17 protein-coding genes are annotated in these 22,837 nt (G+C 43.5%); 13 read left to right on the top strand and 4 right to left on the bottom strand.

The window, feature by feature from the left end:
* Positions 1–3 precede the first annotated feature (3 nt).
* The 7 genes from FS373_RS20545 (at position 4) to FS373_RS20515 (ending at position 6,713) form a co-directional block, all read left to right on the top strand.
* Positions 4–2,160, top strand: coding sequence for a chemotaxis protein CheA (locus tag FS373_RS20545; protein ID WP_152830492.1), 2,157 nt, complete (start codon positions 4–6; stop codon positions 2,158–2,160).
* A 26-nt stretch (positions 2,161–2,186) separates the two neighbouring features.
* Positions 2,187–3,308 carry a protein-glutamate methylesterase/protein-glutamine glutaminase gene (locus FS373_RS20540; protein WP_144045860.1) on the top strand — a complete coding sequence of 374 codons (1,122 nt, stop codon included), beginning with the start codon at positions 2,187–2,189 and terminating at the stop codon, positions 3,306–3,308.
* Positions 3,301–3,942, top strand: a complete 642-nt coding sequence (locus FS373_RS20535) for a hypothetical protein (RefSeq protein ID WP_152830491.1) — start codon at positions 3,301–3,303, stop codon at positions 3,940–3,942. The genes FS373_RS20540 and FS373_RS20535 overlap by 8 nt, the downstream gene beginning before the upstream one ends.
* A gap of 33 nt (positions 3,943–3,975) precedes the next feature.
* Positions 3,976–4,767, top strand: coding sequence for a ParA family protein (locus tag FS373_RS20530; RefSeq protein WP_144045862.1), 792 nt, complete (start codon positions 3,976–3,978; stop codon positions 4,765–4,767).
* Positions 4,751–5,740 carry a chemotaxis protein CheW gene (locus tag FS373_RS20525; RefSeq protein ID WP_144045863.1) on the top strand — a complete coding sequence of 330 codons (990 nt, stop codon included), beginning with the start codon at positions 4,751–4,753 and terminating at the stop codon, positions 5,738–5,740. The genes FS373_RS20530 and FS373_RS20525 overlap by 17 nt, the downstream gene beginning before the upstream one ends.
* Before the next feature lie 7 nt (positions 5,741–5,747).
* Positions 5,748–6,239 carry a chemotaxis protein CheW gene (locus FS373_RS20520; RefSeq protein ID WP_144045864.1) on the top strand — a complete coding sequence of 164 codons (492 nt, stop codon included), beginning with the start codon at positions 5,748–5,750 and terminating at the stop codon, positions 6,237–6,239.
* Between the two features lie 69 nt (positions 6,240–6,308).
* Positions 6,309–6,713 (top strand): DUF2802 domain-containing protein, encoded by a 405-nt coding sequence (locus tag FS373_RS20515; RefSeq protein WP_144045865.1) that lies wholly within the window; start codon positions 6,309–6,311, stop codon positions 6,711–6,713.
* 292 nt (positions 6,714–7,005) lie between these two features.
* Here the strand turns inward: FS373_RS20515 and FS373_RS20510 are convergent, their stop codons facing one another.
* Together FS373_RS20510 and FS373_RS20505 are read right to left on the bottom strand one after the other, a co-directional pair.
* Positions 7,006–7,350, bottom strand: coding sequence for an EscU/YscU/HrcU family type III secretion system export apparatus switch protein (locus tag FS373_RS20510; RefSeq protein ID WP_152830490.1), 345 nt, complete (start codon positions 7,348–7,350; stop codon positions 7,006–7,008).
* A gap of 56 nt (positions 7,351–7,406) precedes the next feature.
* Entirely contained in the window at positions 7,407–9,557 is a 2,151-nt protein-coding gene (locus FS373_RS20505) for a hypothetical protein (protein WP_152830489.1), read from the bottom strand.
* A gap of 236 nt (positions 9,558–9,793) precedes the next feature.
* Here FS373_RS20505 and FS373_RS20500 point away from each other — a divergent pair, with 236 nt between their 5' ends.
* From FS373_RS20500 to FS373_RS20490, 3 genes are all read left to right on the top strand, one after another.
* Positions 9,794–10,621: a VacJ family lipoprotein gene (locus FS373_RS20500; protein ID WP_144045868.1), complete on the top strand. Its 828-nt coding sequence runs from the start codon at positions 9,794–9,796 to the stop codon at positions 10,619–10,621.
* 66 nt (positions 10,622–10,687) lie between these two features.
* Positions 10,688–11,791: a response regulator gene (locus FS373_RS20495; protein WP_152830488.1), complete on the top strand. Its 1,104-nt coding sequence runs from the start codon at positions 10,688–10,690 to the stop codon at positions 11,789–11,791.
* Positions 11,792–12,172: 381 nt separating this feature from the next.
* Positions 12,173–12,520, top strand: a complete 348-nt coding sequence (locus FS373_RS20490) for a four helix bundle protein (protein WP_144045870.1) — start codon at positions 12,173–12,175, stop codon at positions 12,518–12,520.
* 390 nt (positions 12,521–12,910) lie between these two features.
* On the opposite strand, the gene FS373_RS20485 is transcribed toward FS373_RS20490, so the two are convergent.
* Together FS373_RS20485 and FS373_RS20480 are read right to left on the bottom strand one after the other, a co-directional pair.
* Positions 12,911–14,389 carry a peptide MFS transporter gene (locus tag FS373_RS20485; protein ID WP_144045871.1) on the bottom strand — a complete coding sequence of 493 codons (1,479 nt, stop codon included), beginning with the start codon at positions 14,387–14,389 and terminating at the stop codon, positions 12,911–12,913.
* Positions 14,390–15,001: 612 nt separating this feature from the next.
* Positions 15,002–16,486, bottom strand: a complete 1,485-nt coding sequence (locus FS373_RS20480; protein ID WP_152830487.1) for an MBL fold metallo-hydrolase RNA specificity domain-containing protein — start codon at positions 16,484–16,486, stop codon at positions 15,002–15,004.
* Positions 16,487–17,064: 578 nt separating this feature from the next.
* On the opposite strand from FS373_RS20480, the gene rfaH reads away from it, so the two are divergent.
* The 3 genes from rfaH to FS373_RS20465 all read left to right on the top strand — a co-directional run bounded on the left by rfaH (position 17,065) and on the right by FS373_RS20465 (position 22,795).
* Positions 17,065–17,607, top strand: a complete 543-nt coding sequence (gene rfaH / locus FS373_RS20475) for a transcription/translation regulatory transformer protein RfaH (RefSeq protein ID WP_152830486.1) — start codon at positions 17,065–17,067, stop codon at positions 17,605–17,607.
* Between the two features lie 952 nt (positions 17,608–18,559).
* The gene (locus FS373_RS20470; RefSeq protein ID WP_322619543.1) at positions 18,560–21,295 is read left to right on the top strand and encodes an SLBB domain-containing protein; all 2,736 of its coding nucleotides are present in this window, start codon (positions 18,560–18,562) and stop codon (positions 21,293–21,295) included.
* A 519-nt stretch (positions 21,296–21,814) separates the two neighbouring features.
* Positions 21,815–22,795: a Wzz/FepE/Etk N-terminal domain-containing protein gene (locus tag FS373_RS20465; RefSeq protein WP_152830485.1), complete on the top strand. Its 981-nt coding sequence runs from the start codon at positions 21,815–21,817 to the stop codon at positions 22,793–22,795.
* Positions 22,796–22,837: the final 42 nt, after the last annotated feature.

The following is a 22,837-nucleotide window of genomic DNA, read 5'->3' as shown; positions in this document are numbered from 1 at the left end:
TTAATGTCATTCGATGTTGATGAAGAGATACTGCAAGACTTTTTGATCGAAGCCGGTGAGATTTTAGAGCTTTTATCTGAACAGTTAGTCACGTTAGAAAATAACCCCGATGACTCGGAGTTGCTTAATGCAATTTTTCGAGGCTTTCACACTGTCAAAGGTGGAGCGGGATTTCTTAGCTTGTCTCCAATGGTCGATGTTTGCCATGAAGCTGAAAACACCTTCGATCTGCTGAGAACCGGCAAACGAGAAGTTTCTGCCGAATTGATGGATATTATTCTACAGGCGGTTGATGCCATCAACGCTATGTTTGTGCAGACGAAGGCTGGACAGCAGCAAGAGCCTGTAGATGCGACTTTGTTGGCTAATTTGAAATCACTGAGCTCAAGTACTCCACTTCCTACTGCCGCCGCGCCCAGTGACGCGTCAATTGAACTATTTGATGAGACGCCACTCGCGGATGATTCAGGTATAGAATTGTTTGATTCCGCTCCTCAGCAGACAACGAGTATTGCTGGCGAAGGTGGGATAGATGAAATCAATGATGATGAGTTTGAGGCGCTGCTCGATGCGTTACATGGTGGTAAAAGCCCATCTGCAACTAAGCAAGCTGAAGTTAGCGTGCCAGCACCGAGCCAATCCGATGACATTACAGATGATGAGTTCGAATCTTTACTCGATGAATTACATGGATCGGGTAAAATTGAGAAGAAAGCATCGAGCGCGAGTGTTGTTGATGCCACCCCAGCTGTAGATTCTGATGATATCTCTGATGACGAATTTGAAAAGCTACTCGATGAACTTCATGGCGCGGGTGGCGGACCCAATGTAGGAGGTGCGGCTCCAACACCAGCTGACAAAAAATCTATGTCAGTGGCTAAGCCAGCGGCTCCTGCAGCCAATCCTGTTGCTGCCAAAGCCGCACCCAAACCCGCTGTGCCAGAGAAAAAAGCGGTCGCTAAGTCAGCGCCAGCCAATATGCCTCAGGCTGAAACAACCGTACGTGTAGATACTGCCAGACTCGATCAGATCATGAATATGGTTGGCGAACTCGTATTGGTACGTAATCGTTTACTGAGCTTAGGTGTTTCCCGTGATGATGAAGAGATGTCAAAAGCGTTAGCTAACCTTGACTTGGTTACGGCGGATCTGCAGGGCGCGGTGATGAAGACCCGCATGCAGCCGATCAAGAAGGTCTTTGGTCGCTTCCCGCGCGTTGTGAGAGATCTTGCCCGTAGTTTGAACAAAGATATTACTCTCACCATGATAGGTGAAGACACAGATTTAGATAAGAATTTAGTCGAGGCTTTAGCCGATCCTCTGGTTCACTTAGTGAGAAACTCAGTGGACCATGGTATCGAGATGCCAGCTGAACGTGAGGCAAGTGGTAAATCCAGAACTGGTACGATAACACTCTCGGCGAGCCAAGAGGGCGACCATATCCTGCTTAAAATTGAGGATGATGGTGCCGGTATGGATCCTAAAATGCTCAAAGAGATCGCCATAACTCGCGGCGTACTCGATGAGGAAGGGGCTGCCAGGATGTCCGATCAAGAGGCTTATAACCTCATCTTCGCCCCTGGATTCTCCACTAAAGTCGAGATTTCTGATATTTCCGGCCGTGGTGTCGGTATGGACGTAGTTAAAACCCGTATTGCTCAGCTGAACGGGACTATTCATATCGATTCTTTAAAAGGTAAAGGGACAGTATTAGAGATTAAGGTTCCCTTAACCTTAGCCATCATGCCGACCTTGATGGTAGAAGTCGCCACTCAAGTGTTCGCTTTACCACTGTCGAGTGTCAGTGAGATATTCCATCTCGATTTGACTAAGACCAATATCGTCGATGGCCAATTGACTGTGATTGTACGACAGAAGGCGGTGCCCCTCTTTTATCTAGAGCATTGGTTGAGTCGAGTGCCGTCTAATTTGAAGCACGGTGATAAGGCCAATGGTCATGTGGTTATCGTCCAGTTAGGCACCAAACAGATAGGTTTCGTTGTGGATTCATTAATTGGCCAAGAAGAAGTCGTTATCAAGCCTCTTGGTACCATGTTGCATGGTACTCCTGGTATGGCTGGGGCTACCATCACATCAGATGGTGGTATTGCATTGATCTTAGATGTACCTGGCTTACTTAAGCATTACGCAAAAAAATAAATAAAATAAGCAGTATAGGAATTTGAATGGGCATTAAAGTTCTCATAGTCGACGATTCTAGTTTTTTTCGTCGAAGAGTCAGTGAAATAGTGACTAAAGATCCTGATTTAGAGGTGATAGGTACCGCTGTGAACGGAGCAGATGCCGTTAAGTTAGCAGCAGAGCTTAAGCCACAAGTCATCACTATGGATATCGAGATGCCCGTCATGGATGGCATCACCGCAGTGCGTGAGATTATGGCCAAGACACCAACGCCAATCTTGATGTTTTCATCGTTGACCCATGATGGTGCGAAAGCGACACTCGATGCCCTAGAAGCCGGGGCATTAGACTTCTTGCCTAAACGTTTCGAAGATATTGCCACCAATAAAGACGATGCGATTTTATTGCTGCAGCAACGCATAAAAACCTTAGGTCGTCGGCGCATATACAGGCCGATAGCGCGGCCAAGTACACCGAGTTCTCCTAGCACAAAAGCTAAATTGACTAGCGGTTTATCTACATCTGTGCGTGGCGTCAAAGAGACAGCCACTAGCCCAAGGACTGCCAGTCTAGTGCGGGCCTCGGGTAAAAAATATAAACTGTTACTGATAGGTACCTCGACAGGGGGCCCAGTTGCTTTACAGAAAATCTTAACTAAATTACCTGCTAACTACCCTCATCCCATCTTGCTAATTCAGCATATGCCAGCGGCATTTACCCCGGCATTTGCCAGTAGGCTGAACGGATTATGCAAGATTGACGTCAAAGAAGCGCAATCGGGAGATCAGCTGAAACCTGGTACGGCTTATCTCGCGCCTGGCGGCATGCAGATGATGTTAGAAAGAGGTGGCGCTTATGGCAGGCTTAAAGTGCTCGCCGGCAGCGCCGATATGAATTATAAGCCGAGTGTCGATATTACTTTTGCTTCTGCATCAAAAATTGCCGGGCGAGATACCTTAGCCGTGGTGTTAACTGGCATGGGAGCCGATGGCAGAGAAGGTGCACGCATGCTCAAGAGCGCAGGTGCAACAATCTGGGCTCAAGATGAGGCTAGTTGTGTGGTTTATGGCATGCCACAAGCGGTTGCTGCGGCTGGGCTGTCGACATTGTCGATAGGCTTAGAGGATATGGCTGATTCGATAATTCGAGAGTCAGGTAATGGCTAAGTCGCAGAGGAAGCTAAGCACCTCCTCTTTGCTGATCATTTTTTTGCTTACACTCGCTGTGTTTGTTTCAAGCTTTCTTTATCTTGATATTCGTCATAAGAATGAACTTTTACTGTTAGAAGTTGAGCGATTACAACAAAGCCAGGTGTTACTTATGGTACCCGATGAGCAAGCTCAAGCCCTTGCTACTTGGATGGCACAGCACCCGGAAGCGACTCAGGCATTACTGTCTCAGGTCAAGCAAGGTGAAAAGGTGACATTGGAAGTGGGTCCCGGCGTTAACAGCACTGAAGCTCAAGCGGACAGTCCTGTTGCCTCTCAACGAGTGTTAGCTGATGAGGACAATACTCAGTTTTCAGTACCCAAATCTTTGGAACAAGTGCCTTTGGCGCAGAGTCCTTCTGGACTAAGAGCCAAATCGAGTGATGGAACTCACAAGCAGCCACCCGAGCAAGTCGAACAAGCTATTAGTTTGATCGCGAATGATTTAAGCTTAGATGACTTCGGTGAGACGTTATCGAATGCTGCCGACACCTTGCCTAAGGGGGCGACACTTTCAGTCGATGAAGATGGCGTAAAGGTTATCAGCTTACCTCATGGCGGAATTAGAGTGACGACGCGAGAGAATAATTAGAATGTCGTTATCAGTATATGTTAGGGGATTTTATTGAAAGTCTGGACAATCGCGAACCAAAAGGGTGGGGTTGGTAAAACGACTACGGTTGCCAGTCTGGCCGGTTCTCTCGCCAAACGTGGCCAACGTGTACTGATGATAGATACCGATCCTCATGCTTCACTGGGTTATTATCTGGGTATCGATTCTGAGGAAGTACCCGGCTCTCTCTATAATGTGTTTTTAGCCCACAAGGAGTTAAGTGCAGAGTTAGTAAAGCAACATATTATTTCCACAGCCGTAGATGGGATCGATCTTCTCCCATCGACCATGGCGCTAGCGACAATAGACCGCTCCCTCGGACATCAGGAAGGTATGGGGCTCATCTTAAAGAAAACCTTAGATTTGGTAAAAGATGATTATGACATCGCCTTGATCGATTGCCCGCCTGTATTAGGGGTGTTAATGGTCAATGCGCTCGCGGCAAGTGAGCATATTATTGTCCCGGTACAGACTGAGTTCCTTGCGATTAAGGGACTCGACCGCATGATAAAAACCATGATCTTGATGGGACGTTCTAAGAAGACAAAATACAGTTTTACCGTAGTTCCGACCATGTACGATAGGCGTACCAGAGCCTCTTCTTCAGCGCTTAAACATTTAGGAGAAGAGTATGGTGAACACTTATGGCCGGATGTTATTCCAATAGATACTAAATTTAGGGATGCCAGTTTGGCCCATCTTCCTGCTTCACATTATGCTGTCCATAGTCGTGGCGTAAAAGCATACGAAAGGTTACTAGACTATCTGCTTGTTGGGGCGTTATCTCATGTCAAGCTTAGTTGATGAAGCCGTATTCGATTACTTTAATATTTTGCTCACAGAAGTTGAAGAGCAAACTGAAGCTGAGCGTGATCAAGGAGCCGTTGCAAAACTGACCTCTAATGAAGCTAAAGCTAAGATCGCTTCAGTTGCTTCTAACCAAGGTAGAGTAAATAGCAGAGAAACAATCGTACTTGGTAAAGAGCGAATAAGTCATCTTCGTCAAGAAGAGATATTTCCTAGTAAAGCTAAGGTTGCCGAGCTCAGTCCTGCAGTTTCAATATTGACTCAACCTAAGCTGAAAGAGATTGAGCCTCAGCTAGATAAACAGGCCTTGGAGCAGTTACTGGCACCCGTCTTTAAGACTAAAGTTGAAGTACCTGCTGAAGTAAAAGTTAAAGTACAAATTGAAGCTAAAGCCAAAGTTAAAACACAGGTTGAAGCCAAAGCTAAAATTCAGCCTCAAATTATACAAGAAGTAGAGATTCAGCAGCTGGTTGCCGTGACTCCGCCAAAAGTCACAAAAGATCTGCTGGAAACCCTCGATGATGAGTTTCAGGTACTATTCTTTAAGGTAGCTGGATTAACTTTAGCCGTGCCCTTGGTTAGCTTAGGTGGGATTGTTAAGTTAGAGCGAGTTAATCACATCATGGGTCGACCCGATTGGTATAAAGGTGTGCAAGCTCACAGGGGATCACAGTTAAATGTCGTCGATACTTGTGCTTGGGTTATGCCGGAAAAGTATGATAGTGCATTAGCTGAAACCGTAAATTATCAATATGTTGTATTATTAGAAGATAGTAACTGGGGATTGACTTGTGAATCATTGGTCAATGCAGTAAAAATTAAGAAATCAGCGGTCAATTGGCGAAGTAATGCGGGTAAGCGTCCTTGGTTAGCTGGAGTGGTAAGAGAGCAGATGTGTGGCATTTTACATGTACATGCACTGATAGAGTTATTAAATTCAGGTTTAAGTAGTCAAGACCCTGTTGGTTGAGGTAGATATGTCAGACGCAAATAATGTAGCAGTAGCAGTAAATAAAGATGACGAAGTGTTGCAGTGGGTAACCTTTAGACTCGATAACGAGACATACGGTATCAATGTGATGCAGGTTCAGGAAGTGTTGAGATATACCGAGATTGCGCCTGTGCCAGGGGCTCCTCATTATGTACTTGGTATTATCAACCTTAGAGGTAATGTCGTCACAGTGATCGACACACGTTCACGTTTTGGATTGGCTTCGTCCGATGTTGATGATTCGACCCGAATCGTGATCATCGAAGCCGAGAAGCAAGTGATAGGTATTTTAGTAGACAGTGTGGCTGAAGTGGTTTATTTACGCGCTTCTGAAATTGATAGTGCTCCGAATGTCGGTACCGAAGAGAGTGCTAAATTTATCCAAGGTGTGAGTAACCGAGAAAATGAACTACTCATCTTGGTTGATCTTGACAAACTTTTATCAGATGAAGAATGGATGGAAGTGTCACAAGTTTAATGTCTATTGAATTCCCAATGTCTGGTTAGTAGGCATTGGGAATACCTACCCTATTTAAGAGTCTCATTCATGATCAGTGATGGAATTTTAATCGCAGCTTTAGTATACGTGATTGCTTGTCTTGGCCTTGTCTTGTATCAACAGAAGCAAACGAGTAAGTTGCGTGTGAAAGTTGAAGCCTTGACCTTGCTAATAAAAGAAAGTGATCGTCAGCGTGAAACCGTCAAACGTGAATTACAAGAGTTAAGAAGTGGCACAATAGGTGTTGGGCGTCGGATGTTGGAGCTTGAAAAGCGTACATCGAAGCAAGACGCCAGGCTTGATGAAGTGAATCAACAAGACCCTCAAGCAAGACTCTATTCGAGAGCGATGAAGATGGTTGATTTAGGCGCCAGCATAGATGAACTGATTCAAGAATGTGAGCTACCAAAGGCGGAAGCAGAGCTCATCATTCGGTTACATGGGAAAGGGTAGGGCTAAGAAGACGCTCCGATTGTCAGTTGTAGGACCGGCTTTAGCCGGGAGAGAATAAACCCACAAGCCATCGGGGCTAAAGCACCCTCCTACAGAGAAGGCGAGAATCTTTTCTAGCCAACTGGTTGGCGTCGTCTTTGTATTAATATAGTCTGTGCCTTTCCAGGCTCCGCCGTCATCTTAGATTTAAATATCATCTCAGCTTTACCAGGGCATAGCCCGTCAAACAGCTTGCGAAGCTGGCGTCGTCTTTGCTGTTAAATCATCTTTGTTTTAATCCCATCTTCGCTCGTCAAACCTCTTCCAGGATCTTCTGATGCATGTTGTTCCATTGCTCGGGAAATTTTCCATCCAAAGTATATGCAAAGGCGATTAATTCAGCGATTAACAGGTATAGCTCTTTTGGGATCTCTTCACCGAGTTCCAAGCGCTGTAAAAAATCGCTCAAGTGAGCATCTTTATGGATATGTACGCCGGCTTCTTTGGCTAGTGCGATTATCTCATCGGCGACAACTCCCTTTCCCGTGGCAGTGATCACAGGAGCTTGCTGGCCGTCATAACTTAAAGCTACGGCTTCTCGTTCGGTTTTGGCTTGAGCAGCACCGTCCTCTTTGGCTTCTTCTTTATCGTCATTCATTTTGCTTTCGGTTCCTATTTAACGATCTGTTTAATACCATTTTTTAAATGGGTTCATTAAGCTTTGATCTTAACTAAAAAATGTTCACCCGGTAGTAAGCTTGCGGGTACTTTCGTCAGCTTAGTTTCTATTCTATCTGGCGTGAAGCCAATATCTGATAGCTTATTCATTAACGGTGGTAATAGCGCATCTATCTTCTTTAAGAGTGTGTCGTTACTGCCATTGAAGGTCATATTTATTCTGTTATCTGTAACTTGAGCTTGTATTAACAGTGGCCCCTTGGTTAAGTTGAATTTAAGTTGAAGGCGCCAGCTATTCGCCTTAGGGTTATCGTCGTCATCTTTGTCTTCACTAAGGTGTCCTTCTAACGCTTCCTGATGTTGATTGAGTGAGTAGGGTAGGGTGAAATACCAATTTACTTGAGTACCTGTGTCATTACTCGCTTGCGAATAAAGACTCAAGTTTGAGAACAATTTACCCAGGGCCTCAGTTGCTCCGGCCTTGTCTAACAAATTCAGCAGTGAAGTACTTCCCCCGAGTTGAGCTTGCAGCTTTTGCAAATACTTTTGCGCCGGCCCACTGAGCTTGTCTGTATTGCCGCTGGCATGACTAGCCTTGACCCCTAGGAGTAACTGGAAAAGAAGACCGATGGAGTTGATATGAGTCAAGGGACTAGCAGAAATAGACAGAGGGTTGACTTGAGAGTGAAGACTCGCTATTGCTGAGAGCTCGTCTTTTATGGTACTGGGTAACGCTAAGGCATTCAGGGATAAGGGCCGCAGCTGCGGCAGTAGCTTGGTTAGGTTAGCTAAAAGGCTGTTTGCAGGCTTAGTTGTAGCTTCTACTACAGCCTGTTTACCGCTGAATTTTCCGTAGGCTTTTTGAATTGATACTTGCATCATATTTTGTTTACTAGGCTGTATAGTATCAGGCTCGGTCTTGGTTGTTTTAACACTGGAGGTTGAAGTCGTGCTGGTTAGGTCTATTGCTTTATGAGTCTCTTTACTCAGAACTTTATTTAGTTCTGTGCTCTGAACTTTACCTGCCTCTTTACTTAGTTGTTTGTTGGTTGTCTCGTCAGAGGCTTGTACCGATGGCTGCTTTTTACTGTTAGCAACCGCTAATGTCTGTGAGTGGTTACTCTTCAGCTCAGTCTGCAACTCTGGAGGTAAGGCTGATTTACCGGGCCCTTGTGAATTGTCCATAGAAGCTTGGCTTAACATTTTAAAGAGCTGGGTATAGATGTTGCCTATTTCAGGCTTGGCGAGCACTATCTGCTCCCCCTTAATGGGGGTCGTTGGATTCTTGGTCGTTTCAGGGGTTAATTTGATCTGTAGTTCATCTATCACGGGGCTTAGCGTCAGTAACCAATGTTTGTTCTGGTAATGAATGCTTGGGATGACACTTAACGGGTTTGGTTTGGCTTGATTAAACTGAGCGTTATTGGCGATCTCAGATACAGTCATATTTGAAATAGGCACGCTGGTACCGTTTGAAAAAATAAGCTTGTTATTACTTAATTGAGTCATAGGTAACGGATAGCCCTGAGCTCTGCTACTCAAGACTTTCATCTGCTGGATATCTAAGCCTTGTTGATTCAAACGCTGCTTTAGCGCTATCGGTAGTGCAATGCTAACGGACTTGCCCAGAGCGAGTAATATGTTCTTTATCTGATTCTGATAAAGCCCGTGTTGTGAGTTTGCCGTTAGCCTACTGTCGATAACCGAAGAGCCAGAAGTCGTCGCCGTATTTATGGTACCTCCAAGTCTACCTTTATCGCCGGTAACTGCAGATGGTAAGTCTAAAACTTGTTGACTGGCGACTAGCTGGTAACTCGTTGCGACAGCGGCCACTTGTCTATGTTTTATCGATGAAAATGAGACTAAATATCTGCTCCCATCTACAGAGAGATGATCAGTTTTTGGCGAAAATTGTATTGTGGCAGGTTTAAGAGCTAGACTTTGTATCTCTGCTGTAGTTGGCGTTAATTTTACATTTGCTTGACTCGTAGATGATATCCTTAGTGCCTCGCGGTTGAGTACATCTTGGGTCAGTGCATCTTGTTTTAGTACTTTTGGGTCTAGGACTTCTTGATTGTGAGCGCGAGGAAGCGGTGAGCCCTGCGTTGTTTGAGCTTGCCGATTTTCAACTTGTGTTTTAGACAGCGTAGCCCCTGCTTTAGGTACTGAGCTTAATGGGTCAGACATCGAGAACTCCCAGAATTGATCATTAAAATTTACACTTTTTTTGAATTTAAGTTTGATCTATTTTTATTGCTAAGTATCCTTAGCGATCTTGTAACTAAAATCATACTCACAAGTCTAGTTATTAACAGGTGTAGAAAATTTTTACTGGCTACATCTGGTTATCGACATATTTCGATGTGTCTTTAGTTTTATGTCGAAGCTGAAAAGGATTCAGTTGCATTATCGAAGAGAGAAATATGAAGTTAAAATGGATAGCATCGGTCGTAGTGGCACTTGGTCTGAATCATGGAATTCATGGATTAGTGTTTGCTACAGAATCAGCCACCGAGCAAGGCAATAATTCCCAACCTGAAGTATTGGCTGTAAACCCGTCTAGCCAAGATCAAGTGGTTGTTCTTTATAATGATGACAGAGATCCACTTGAAGGATTTAACCGAGCCATGTGGGACTTCAACTATTTGTTTATGGATAGGTACTTTTATCGTCCAGTTGCCCATGGATATAAGGATTATGTACCAAGACCGGTAAAAACCGGCATCAATAACTTCGTAACGAACTTTGAAGAACCCAGTTCCATGGTTAACAATACCTTACAGGGTAAGTGGGGATGGGCTGCCAATGCCGGTGGCCGTTTTACGATCAATACTACATTAGGTCTGTTAGGTGTCATCGATGTGGCCGATATGATGGGTCTGCCACGTAAACAAGACGAGTTTAATGAAGTGCTTGGTTATTATGGGGTTCCTAACGGTCCGTATTTTATGGCACCTTTTCTCGGGCCTTATGTGACCCGTGAACTCGCCTCAGACTGGGTCGATGATCTATACTTTCCATTATCAGAGCTTACAATGTGGCAGTCACTCGTTAAATGGGGGCTGAAAAATCTGCATAGAAGAGCCGCTGCCATCGATCAAGAACGCTTAGTCGATAATGCATTGGATCCATATACTTTTGTCAAAGAAGCTTATTTTCAACATATGGATTATAAAGTGTATGATGGAGATGTTCCGGTAGATCAAGATGAAGATGATTTGCTCGATGAATATATGCAGGAGTTAGATTAAGAGAAGACTCAAAAACTACTAGTTTCTACTCGGTATAGTAGCCAGAGCCTTCTAAAAGGACCATAGATGGCGCTAGAAGAGTTAGTTATATTACTTGTCGAAGACGATCCTGTTTTTCGCCGAATCGTTGCCACCTTTCTCAACAGTCGTGGAGCTAAGGTCATTGAGGCGAATGATGGTGCACAGGGACTAGATAAATTTAAGCAGTATGCATTCGATATAGTGCTTGCCGATCTGAGCATGCCTATCATGGGAGGCCTAGACATGTTGAAGAAGATGTCTGAGCTCAACCCAGATACCCCCTCTATAGTTATCTCCGGCAATCAAGTGATGGCCGATGTGGTCGAAGCATTGCGTCTGGGTGCCAGTGACTATCTGGTTAAGCCAGTATCGGATCTATTTCTGATCGAAAATGCCATAAAACAATGTTTAGAATCTAATGTGTCCAAAGAAGTACATTTAGAAGATTTAGAAGAGCTATCCTATCAAGAGCTTCAGGATAATTTGGTGCTGTTAGAGCAAAATGAACAAGCTGCCAAGAGCGTACAACAGCAGTTATTCCCTCCCTCTCAGATAAACTATTTAACCGCCAAGGTTGACTACAGCTTATATAAATCCGATGAGGTCAGCGCTTACTTCATTGATACCGTAAATGTCGGTGATAACCATCTTGTGATGTATATGGCCCATTTTCATCCTCAAGATAATCGGGCGGCATTTGCCAGTGTTCTGCTCAAGAGCTTCGTTAACCAAAAATTGAAGTTATATCGAAATGGTACGACCCAAGCGATTATCGAGCCATACAATATGCTGAGTTATCTTAACGAGCGTATGACTAAGTCTGGATTAGATATTTGTATCGACATTGTCTATGTTGTCATCGAGCTGACTCAATACAGGGCATCGATTGCTCAAGCCGGTAATGGTCTTCGCTGCTACATTCGAAATCAACAAGGATTAACCCCCTTAGCCCTTCCTGACTCCCTCCAGTTAGGCATTCTGGATTGGGGGCACCCTAGTGCCCAATTCAGAACTTTAATGCCTGGAGAGCGGCTCTGTATCGTTTCATGTAAACCGGAACACAAGAAGATGCTATTAGATAATCAATTCCACGGTCTGGCCTACGACACCGAAATTCCCACCGGCGGATATATGCAGGTGTCGTTCTAAACAAGATCCTAGGCGGACGCTACTTTGGTGGAGCTGAGATGATGCTGCGCTGGTGGGGCTGATATGATGCTTCGTTGGAAGATCAAGGGCAGCTTGTATTCGTTGTAGGAGCGGCTTTAGCCGCGAGAGAACAAACCAACAAAGCTTCGTGTTTAAAGATGCCTCCTACAGAAAAGCGTACGCTGCGCTTCGAACTGCTTGCGATGCAAGTGTTTTCTTCGGTTTTCTAGCCAACCTGTTGGCGTCGTCTTAGCTTCAATACCTTTAGTGCTTCTCTAGGCCGCGCTGTCATCTTTACTTTGTTGGCGTCATCTTCGCTTTACATTCCGTCTTTGCTTTAAAGCATCTATGCTTATTAAAAATAACTCAAGGATGAGATATATGCGATTTGAAAAGCTAGAGTTATGGAAGAAGGCATGTAATTTGTCTTGTTCTATCTACGAAATAACTCGACACTCAAACGATTATGGCTTTCGTGATCAGATCACACGGGCTGGATTATCTATACCTTCAAATATAGCTGAAGGTGTTGAGCGTCCCTCAGCGAAAGAACAAATTCGATTTTTGTATATCGCAAGAAGCTCAGCCGCTGAAGTTATTACACAGTTATTTATCGGAATGAAAATAGGTTATATCAATAATGAAATCGGGCATTGTTTGATAAAAGATATAAAAACTATTGTCACTATGATTACAGCACTCATTAAAAGTAAGCAAATGAAAGGTTAAGATGACTAGAGCTGAATTATGCTGCGATTGTCTGTTGTAGGAGCGGCATTAGCCGCGAGAGAGAACACATCAGCAAAGCTTCGGGCCTAAAGACCCTCCTACAGGAAATATGATGCAGTGCTGGTGGGGCTGGCCGGTAATTTATCCCGGTATAACCGCCCTCCAGAAAAGAGTACGATGCGCTTCGAACAGCTTGCGAAGCAAGTGTCGTCTTCGGTTTTCTAGCCAACTTGTTGGTGTCGACTTCGCTTCAATATCGTCAGTGCTTCTCCAGGCTAGGCCGTCATCTTTGTTTTATCAGGCCATAGGCCGTCTATTATCATAAAACAAAAACGCCCGTTGATTTCTCAAAGGGCGTTTATATCAATTTTTTATCAGGTTAAAAGCGACTTAATGCTTTATCCCTTCATGGTCTGCAGTGACAGCCATCTCTTCTTCGAGTGCTTCTTCTTCAGTATGAACATGATCACCTTCGGCGCCGTGCATCCAACTTACTAGCTTGTCAGCCATAAAGTACAGCACTATGCCTGAAAGAGCTGACGTGATGGCGATACCAGCGAAGATGGCCATTGCATTAGCAAGTTGCTCTTCTTTTGGACCGCCATGTCCGATAAATGAACCCACGAAGCCACCAATCTTGTTTGCAGCAGCAACGAATAGGAACCATGCACCCATCATAAGAGATGCGATACGCAGTGGAGCAAGTTTAGTCACCATTGAAAGGCCGATAGGAGATAGACAAAGCTCACCCATGGTATGGAAGAAGTATGCACCGACTAACCACCACATGCTTGACTTACCGTCAGGATTTCCGCCCATTTCAAGTACTGCACCTATCATAAATAGGAAACCAATACCGAGCAGGACAAGACCTAGGGCAAATTTAACCGGAGAGTTTGGCTCGTTCTTACCTAAGCGGATCCAGATAGATGCAATGACAGGTGCGAAGATAACGATAAACATAGCGTTAAGAGACTGGAACCAAGTGGTTGGTACTTCCCAGCCACCGATCATACGGTCGGTAAAGTCGTTGGTGAATAAGTTCATCAAACCACCGGCTTGCTCGAAACCAGCCCAGAAGATGATAGTAAACAGACCCATGACCATGATCACCTTGATGCGATCGCGTTCAACACTCGTTAAAGGCACTTTCTCTACATCAGTCTTTCCTGCAGCTTTAGCTTTATCTCTTTCAAGTTTTGCGGCTGGGTATCTACCGATATCACCGAGTAGACGTTGTGCGAAGAAAAATTGAATGATCAAAGAGAAGACCATACCGATACCGGCACAGAGGAAGCCCATCTGGAAGTTGCCGTCATAGGCGCTGACTACCGAGCCTACGATGATACCCGAGAGGAATGCACCTACGTTGATACCCATGTAGAAGATGGTGAATGCGCCATCACGACGATGATCACCTTCTTCGTATAAATCACCTACCATGGTAGAGATGTTTGGCTTAAACAGGCCGTTACCTAGAATTAGCACACCAAGACCAAGATAAAAGGCTTGGATTTCCATTCCTGGTACCCAGGCGTGTGGCGTACCTAGAATGAATTGACCTGCAGCCATTAAAGCGCCACCAATCATGATTGAACGTCGTTGGCCAAGGTAGTTATCGGCTAACCAGCCACCAATGAGGGGAGTTAAATAAACTAAACCGGTGAAAGTACCGTAAAGAGAGATGGCATCGGCACTTGTCCATCCTAAACCATGACCACCTTGCGATTGTACACTATCTACCAAATACAGTACCAAAATGGCACGCATTGCGTAATAACTGAATCGTTCCCATAACTCTGTTGTAAACAACAGGAACAATCCCTTCGGATGCCCGAGCATCGTCCCTTGGGGTTTTGTTACGCTCATTAAGTCTTCCACCTTGCTTGTGATTGCCTGCGGGACAATTGTCACCACAGAAAAATTGTTATTGCTTTATTTTACAGTCTTGTAACTTAGCTTAGCGATATCTAGTTAAGCTTATGATAAATTGTAATTTAACAACCATTGTTAACAACAACTTAGCTACAGACTATTGTTATATTTTAATATTTGGTGCTATATTTTCTACGAAACCCTACTTATATACCCTTTTCTTATTGCTAATGTCAATTTTGAAGGCTTGAATGCCGAGTATTTAGACAGGTTAGAGTGTAAAGATGAGATGCTGGGCAGACATCACAATCTAGAAGGGGCTTCAAACATAAATTATCAATCCCTCCCGGCTAAAGCCGGTCCTACATAAAGATAACCGTCTACCTTGTAGGAGGAGTCTCAGCACAGAATCTTTCATCCGTCTCAGTTTGTCCAGCGTAGCGTCGTCTTCGTTTCAGTCACCATCTCAGCTTTCACTGGCCCCGCCATCTTCTTTGCTTTGCCAGCGCAGCGTCGTCTTAGCTTTCAATCACCGTCTTTGCTTAAACAGGCGCAGCCATCATCCCATCATCTATGTTTTATCCATCATCTCAGCCCTTCCTATCACTATCTCTGCTCTGGGAACTTGGCGGCTAAAGCATGTTTGGCGTTGTCATCACCATGAACGATACGGATATGTCTGGGCTTATGGTGCATACGTTTCACGAAATTGACGAGATTATGCTGGTCTGCATGAGCTGAATAGCCACTTATGGTGTGTATTCCTGCCTTTATATCTATTTTGTCACCATTAATATAAACATAACCGCCTCGAGGGCCGTAAGTTTGTATTTCTCTACCAAGAGTGCCTTTAGCCTGATAGCCAACGAAAATGACATCTGCAGTAGATTTTGGCAGAAACTTTTCAAGGTAGTTCATTATCCGACCACCACTACACATGCCACTCGCTGCAATCACTATCGCTGGCTTATTTCGGTTAGCGAGATAATTAATTGTACTTAGATGTTCCTCATGGCTATCAACCGTATATAACTGCTCGAAATCAAGAGGGTGGCGATTTAAGTTGAGTTTCTTCTTGGCTTCATTGTCCCACAGGCGTTTAAACTGAATATATTGTTCAGTGAACTTGGCGGCGAGTGGCGAATCAACAATTATCTCCATCTGTGACCAGAGAGGATGGGTACGTTTTTGATGAATGATCTGCTCAAGTTCATAAAGCAGTTCCTGAGTGCGACCAATACTAAAAGCCGGGATGAGCACTACTCCATTGTCGGATACCGCTTTCTCAATCACTTGTTTTAAGCAATGGGTTCGTTTCTGACGACTCTCATGGTTTTTGTCACCATAGGTGGATTCAATGATCAGAGTGTCGGCGCGGTAAGGGCTCTTAGGGCTCGCAAGTAGTGGTGTATAGGTAGCGCCAAGATCACCTGAGAACACTACTCTATGTTTATTTACTCGGCTATCAACTGCAGCATTAATTGCAATGCTAGCTAGTTTATTGGCATTGTCTTCATCGCTAAGGGCGTTAATGTTCAGGTCACTGAGTTCTATCTCAACATAAGCGGAACCTAAGATGTGTCCGGCAGGCTTAAACTTAGCTTTAGCCGTATTAAAGCTTGAATAGATTTCATCTGATGAATTCAATGCTATAGGCTTAACTGGCAGAGGAAACCATAGGTTATATTCAATAGGAATAATCAGTTGCTGTAATTTATTAAGATAAAGCTTAATGAGGCGTTTATTCTTGGTAACACCCACTTTTAGCGCATCTGCAATCACTATGGGTAAAAGCGCAGCCGTTGCGGTAGTGGCATAAATAGGCTGATTAAACCCAGCAGCAAGGAGGTAGGGGATACGGCCGACATGATCGATATGACAGTGAGTGACGAGCAGAGCCACTAGGTTATCAATGTCAAAATTGACCTCTAATGTATTAGCGTTCGCCTTACCAGCAGTTTCAGCGCCTTGAAACAGACCACAATCAATTAATACGGCAGACTCTGAATTGATATTCAGTTGATGACAAGAGCCTGTTACACCATCAACAGCGCCATGATGAATGATATCTACATTCTGAAAATTCGACATAATACCTTCCTTGTATTATCTGTAAGTAATCTAATGTATCCGAAAAAATATAGGAATTACAAACTAGAATCCATTCAAAACCTATTAGCAATAATCTAAATCAGCCCAAATATCCGCCTTTCCTAGTTTATCGCGGCTAAAGCCGCTCCTACTTTAAACGCGCTGCGACTATGGAACGCTTCGCTCACGGAACGGCCTTCGTCCTGACGGATAACAGCAGGCTACGCCGTCCTCTTTGTTTGATGTAGGAGGGGCTTCAGCCCCGAATCTTTTATTCCGTCTTAATTTTTATAAGTCACGGTGCGACTATGGAACGCTTCGCTTGAAGCTTTTACGGTAAACGAAGTGTTCCGTCATCCGTCTCCGCTTTTACAGCGCAGCGTCATCTTTGTTTGATGTAGGAGTGGCTTCAGCCACGAGTCTTTTCCCATATCAGCATCGCGTTTTCTTCGCTTTCTCCCATTTTATCTTTCGATCTTTTTCCCCTTTTACTCTAAAAACAATTCTGCTACCATTTTCTACCAGTGTAAGGATTTATGCACAGATACATTTGTGCTGTCAGATTAGAGTCAGAAAAAATGAAAGCTTGGTACCTCCTTTATTGTAAACCCCGCGGTGAAGCAAGAGCCGTACATAACCTCACTTTACAAGAGATAGAAACTTATCTACCGACAATCGGAGAGGAAAGAAAGGTTAAGGGTCAAGTCAAAGTCAAACGTATACCTTTGTTCCCTGGTTACCTATTCATTTATTTTGATCCGCAAATAACCAGTGTTGCTCGCATTCACTCAACCCGTGGTGTAGGGCGTATCGTAGGTTGCAAAGAGTTAATGACCACGGTCGATGACAGTATTATTCACAGTATCAAGATGCGTGAGCATAAACTGCTGTCCGAGCTTCTTCCTGAGTACAAGGCTGAAGGGGCTGAATCTGACGGATTGCACGATTCCGATATTGAGTTTACACAAGGTGAAAAAATACGCTTTACCGAAGGTCCATTCGCAGAACTGGAAGGCATCTTCGAAGAGAAGAATGGCGACAAACGTTGTCATGTACTATTCGAAATCATGGGGCAACAAAAACGTGTATCAGTCCCTAAAAAAAGTATCAAACCGATTTAATGACACTATGTGCAGGGACGAATGAAATTGTAGGAGGGCTTTAGCCCCGAATCTTTCCCATCATCTAATCTCTCATAGGCCCCGCCGTCCTCTTCGCCTCGTCTTTTTTTATGTGCCCAAAGCCTCCCGGCTAAAGCCGGTCCTACATCTAACCGGTATAGCATCATATTTTTTGGAGGACGCGTCTTTAGCCCCGAATCTAGAATCCCGTCTCAGCTTTCACAGGCTACGCGGCCCTCTTTGTTTGATGTAGGAGGCCCGAATCTTTCCCATCGTCTTTGCTCTCCAGACCGCCTTAGGTTTACCAGCATCGCGTCATCACAGCTTTCCCTTACATCTCAGCTCCCCCTCTCTTTTCCCATTTTTCTTGTAAGAGATCTGCCATAGCTCTCTTTAAATATTGATATATTTATAGACTTAAATTAAACAAACCAAACTAAAGTGGCCTGATTTCATGTGAATTTACCCTTGTTATTTTGTTGCCTGTTTCTTGGTTGAATGTAACTTGAGCGTTTGGAGGGTGGAAGTTCTGCATCGAAACATGCATGCGGTAATAATGAGCAGCATTAAAATAAAAAATCGAGTACAATATGCCGCTTCATTTGTTTGTGTTTTTACCGAAGACTGAATCAAGGCAGAAACAAATAAATGGGGTCATTAAAATAGTATTAATTCTATTAGGCCAAAAGTTCTTAGCAACGGAGTACAAGAGTGTCGAGGTAAGTTTTAGCAACTTTACTTTGTTTTCTTAGCACCTCTATTCAGAACAAAAATATGAATTTACGCTACGGCGTAGGGCACTCTGGAAGCCGCAATCCATGGGCGGTAGCGTGTCTAAAAAGCAAAGTTATCAACAATTGCCGTTACCCAAATTCCGTAAGTGAAGCGTTCCTCAGGTCGTAGACCGTTCGTCTTCGCTTCAACTTAAAACTTCTTTCGACGGAGAACATCGGTGTTACACAAAACCAAAAAAATAATCATTGCAGGTATAAGTGCACTCGTTTTGTTGAGCACACAGGCGCAGGCTGTAATGCCGTCTCCTCAGATGATAGAACAGTTCAAAAAGCTCCCTGCTTCAGAGCAGCAAAGACTCGCAAAGCAATACGGTATCGATCCGTCGATGATAAGTGGTGGTTCTAGCCAACAGCGTCAGCTTGAAAACCCACAGTTAGTTAATGAAAGACAGCTGATAGATAACCGAGGTGGAGAAGGTAAAAAAGCCAAGCTAGATTTTGATGAAGATAAGGCTAAAGCAGAATTAAAGCTATTTGGTTATGACTTGTTCCAGGGCGAGCCTACAACATTTGCGCCAGTATCTGACGTGCCAGTACCGAGTGAATATATGGTTGGGCCCGGAGATAACATCAAAGTTCAACTCTACGGCAAGGATAACAAAGAGTATGACTTGGTTATCAATCGCGAAGGAGTAATTCAGTTTCCAGAACTAGGGCCTATTAATGTCGCAGGCTTAAACTTTGAAGAACTCAAAAAGCAGTTAACTACACGTATAAATCATCAGATGATCGGCATAGAATCTAATATCACCATGGGTGAGCTACGTTCGATTCGAATCTTTGTTGCTGGTGATGCTTACAAACCTGGTTCATATACTGTTTCGAGTCTATCAACGATCACACAAGCTTTGTTCGTGTCAGGCGGTGTAAACGAAATTGGATCACTGCGTAACATTCAGTTAAAACGTAATGGAAAGTTAATAGGCACCATGGACCTTTATGACTTGCTTATGAGAGGAGATGCATCAGGAGATAAGCGTTTACGTTCTGGTGATGTCGTGTTTATACCTTCTGTGGGTGGGCTTGTTAGTGTGACAGGTGAAGTGCGTCGACCCGCTATCTATGAGTTGAAGGAGCATGAAACCATAGGAGATATCATCTCTATGGCTGCAGGCCTTAAACCTGGGGCCTATCCTAGAAGTAGTAGTGTTGAGCGATTTAATAGTAAAGGTTTAAAAACAGTAACGAACCTAGATTTAACCACTGACAGCGGAAAAGCCACCAAAGCTCACTCTGGAGATGTTGTTAGAATCAAGAGTGCATCGAACCGGTATGAAAATGCCATCACTGTTATCGGTGCAGTAGTTCGACCAGGTAAGTACCAATGGTACCAAGGGCAGAAAATCAGCGATCTGGTTCCATCAATATGGGGCGACTTACAAGCCTCGGCTGATCTTGATTATGGTATTATCGTTCGTGAAATAAATGACTATGGTGATGTTGAAATCTATCAGTTTGCGCCAGGGCTTGCTATTAGTGATAAAGTCGCTTCCGACGACTTGTTATTAAAATCTCGAGATAAGGTGATATTCTTTAACTTCAGTGACGAAGCCCAAAATCGCTATGAATTGAATAAACTCGTAAAAGAGAGAGTTGCAAAGATTACTAAATTAGCTGGCGATTCTCAGATCGATAATGACATATTCAGCGCAGGTTTCTCGCAGTTACAAAAACAAGGTTTAGAACAACGGAGTCAATTAGGTGGTGTGATTATTGCCCAAGAGGCACCTGAAAACGATCAAACTGCTGCAATCATTAGCGAAGTCAACAAGATGTTGATTAACCTTTTTGATGATAAAGACCTGATTAAGCTAAGTGGTGTGATGAATAGAGGAGAGCTACTTTATCCAGTAGTCATGAAGCTAAGTAGTCAGGGCCGCACGGGTAAGGGCGTCATGGTAGTTGTCGTAAATGGTAAAGTGCGACATCCTGGAATATATCCTTTAGCGGTTAATGCCAGAGTCAATGACTTGATTAAGGCTGGCGGCGGTCTTAAAGAAGGTGCGTATACCGCCAGAGCAGAACTGACTAGAACTGTGACAGATAATACAGGCTCAAATATTAAGCATGTAAATATAGATCTTAAAAGTGCAATTCAAGGAAATATTGCTACTAATGTTCTTCTGAAAGGCCGTGACATATTAACAGTCATGACCACGCCTGAGTGGCAAGAGAACAAAACAGTTGAAATCCGTGGTGAAGTTAAATTCCCTGGAGTTTACAACATTCGTCGCGGTGAGACACTTAAAGACGTACTAAAGCGCGCTGGTGGTTTCACCGAATACGCATATCTTCCATCATCCGTATTTGTACGTGACTCTGTACGCTTGCAAGAGCAGTTAGAGATTAAGAAACTCGCAGATCAACTAAGGCGTGACATTGCCACTCGTGGAGTATCTAAAGACGGTAATGTTGTCAATTATGCCGATGCACAGATGATGTTGACAGATTTAGAGAATATTAAAGCAGTCGGGCGTCTCGTTGTAGATCTGTCTGCAATTTCAATTGGCATTGAACAAGCAGATCTGCAGCTCGAAGACTCAGATGTGTTATATATTCCTTCGACTAAGCAAACTATTGCTGTAATGGGGGAAGTACAGCATGCTGCTACTCACAGATACAAACAAGGCTTAACACTGGAACAGTATCTTTCTATGTCTGGCGGAGAAAGGGAGCGTGCAGATGGCGACAGAACCTATGTTATCAAGGCTAACGGCTCAGTGATGATGCCGAGTAACTCAATGTGGTTTAGTAATGAAGATGATCTTCAACCTGGTGACACTATTATTGTTCCTCTAGATACCGAGTATAAAGATAACCTATCTCTCTGGACTCAAGTTACCCAAATACTAGCTAACACAGCTGTTACATTTGCCACGGTTGCAAATCTTTAACCTGTAGACGAATGCGGCAAAAGTTGAATGCTGTGCTCACGGGAAAGGACAGTGTCTCCATGAAGTTGCTTCAGTCATCTGTAAATGAGGTTAGTAAAGCTTAGCCTCCACATTTGCTTAACCGTATGCGTAGAGTTAGATTTTTTCCAAATCAAGGATGAGTATGAAACTTCAAAGGCTAGAAATTGGCAATTAAGTTTTCAAACTTTTTGTTTACTAGATATAAAGACAAAAAATTACGAATCGGGGCATCAAAGAGCAAACAACAGGTCCCACTTGCTGAATTGGTGACATAAGCCAAGATGGGTAGAGAATTGACTACTTTGATTCAAGTTTCATTAATGACTTATTAAAAGGTTCAGAAGAAGGTTTTGCTATGCTCGTTGGGGTGATTAAAAGTTCCGAACTCCATGTTGAAACAATTTCCGATAGTTTACCTTTAATTTTATTGTTTCTTGTAAACTAAAAGTTTGATAAGTGAGCGGTAATCGAGAAATCAAATAAGGAGACAAGTTTTAAATGTCTAATGAAATAAATAGATATAAACAAGAGCAACAGTTGAATCCAGCTCAGCTGATTGACGAAATTGACCTTCGCGAACTTATCTCTGTCATTTGGCAAGGTAAATGGCTTATCATTGCCATCACTGCCGTTTTTGTTATCGGTTCAGTTATTTTTGCGATTAACCAACCTAACATCTATAGGTCCGAAGCTTTGCTAGCCCCTGTAAGCAAAGAGCAAAGGGGAGGGTTAAGTGGACTTGCTAGCCAGTTTGGTGGTCTTGTAAGTATGGGGGGCATCAATTTTGGTAATTCAGGAGTTGATGATTCTCAAATGGCTATAGAAGTGATGAAATCACGCCTGTTTGCAAGTCAGTTCATTCAGAAACATAATATTCTACCAGATTTAATGGCTTCAAAAACCTGGGTGGCCGAATCAAATTCATTAATTTATAACGAAGAACTATATTCTGTTCAGACTAATACATGGGTGAGCGGCGTTAAAGCACAATCAAAAGCTGGGCCATCTATGCAAGAAGCTTTCAAAAAGTTTAATAAAATCTTTACTGTCAACTCAGAAAAAGGCAGTGGTATGGTAACTGTCTCTGTTGAACATTTGTCGCCATTCGTTGCTCAACAATGGGTTAATTGGTTAGTAGAAGACGTTAATATGGCTATGAAAGAGCGAGATGTTTCAGAAGCCATGAGAAGTAGTGACTTTCTTAATAAACAAATCTCGGAAACAACAGTAGCTGATATACGCTCTATTTTGTATAAATTAATTGAAGAGCAGGCAAAAACGATTATGTTTGCAGAGGTGCGTGATGAATATGTTTTTACAACAATCGACCCAGCACTTGTTCCTGAAGAAAGGATTAAGCCAAATCGAACGTTGATTTGTATTTTAGGTTTTATGCTTGGCGGTGTCCTAGGATTGACATTGGTTTTAGGAAGGTTTTTGTATAGAAGTGAAAGACTAAAATTAGCTTCGCTAGCATGATTATTTCGAGTTTATTCCCACTTAATACTTATATTAGTATTT

This window comes from Shewanella sp. YLB-07 (genome assembly GCF_009377275.1).
This window is presented reverse-complemented; position numbering and strand designations above follow the sequence as displayed.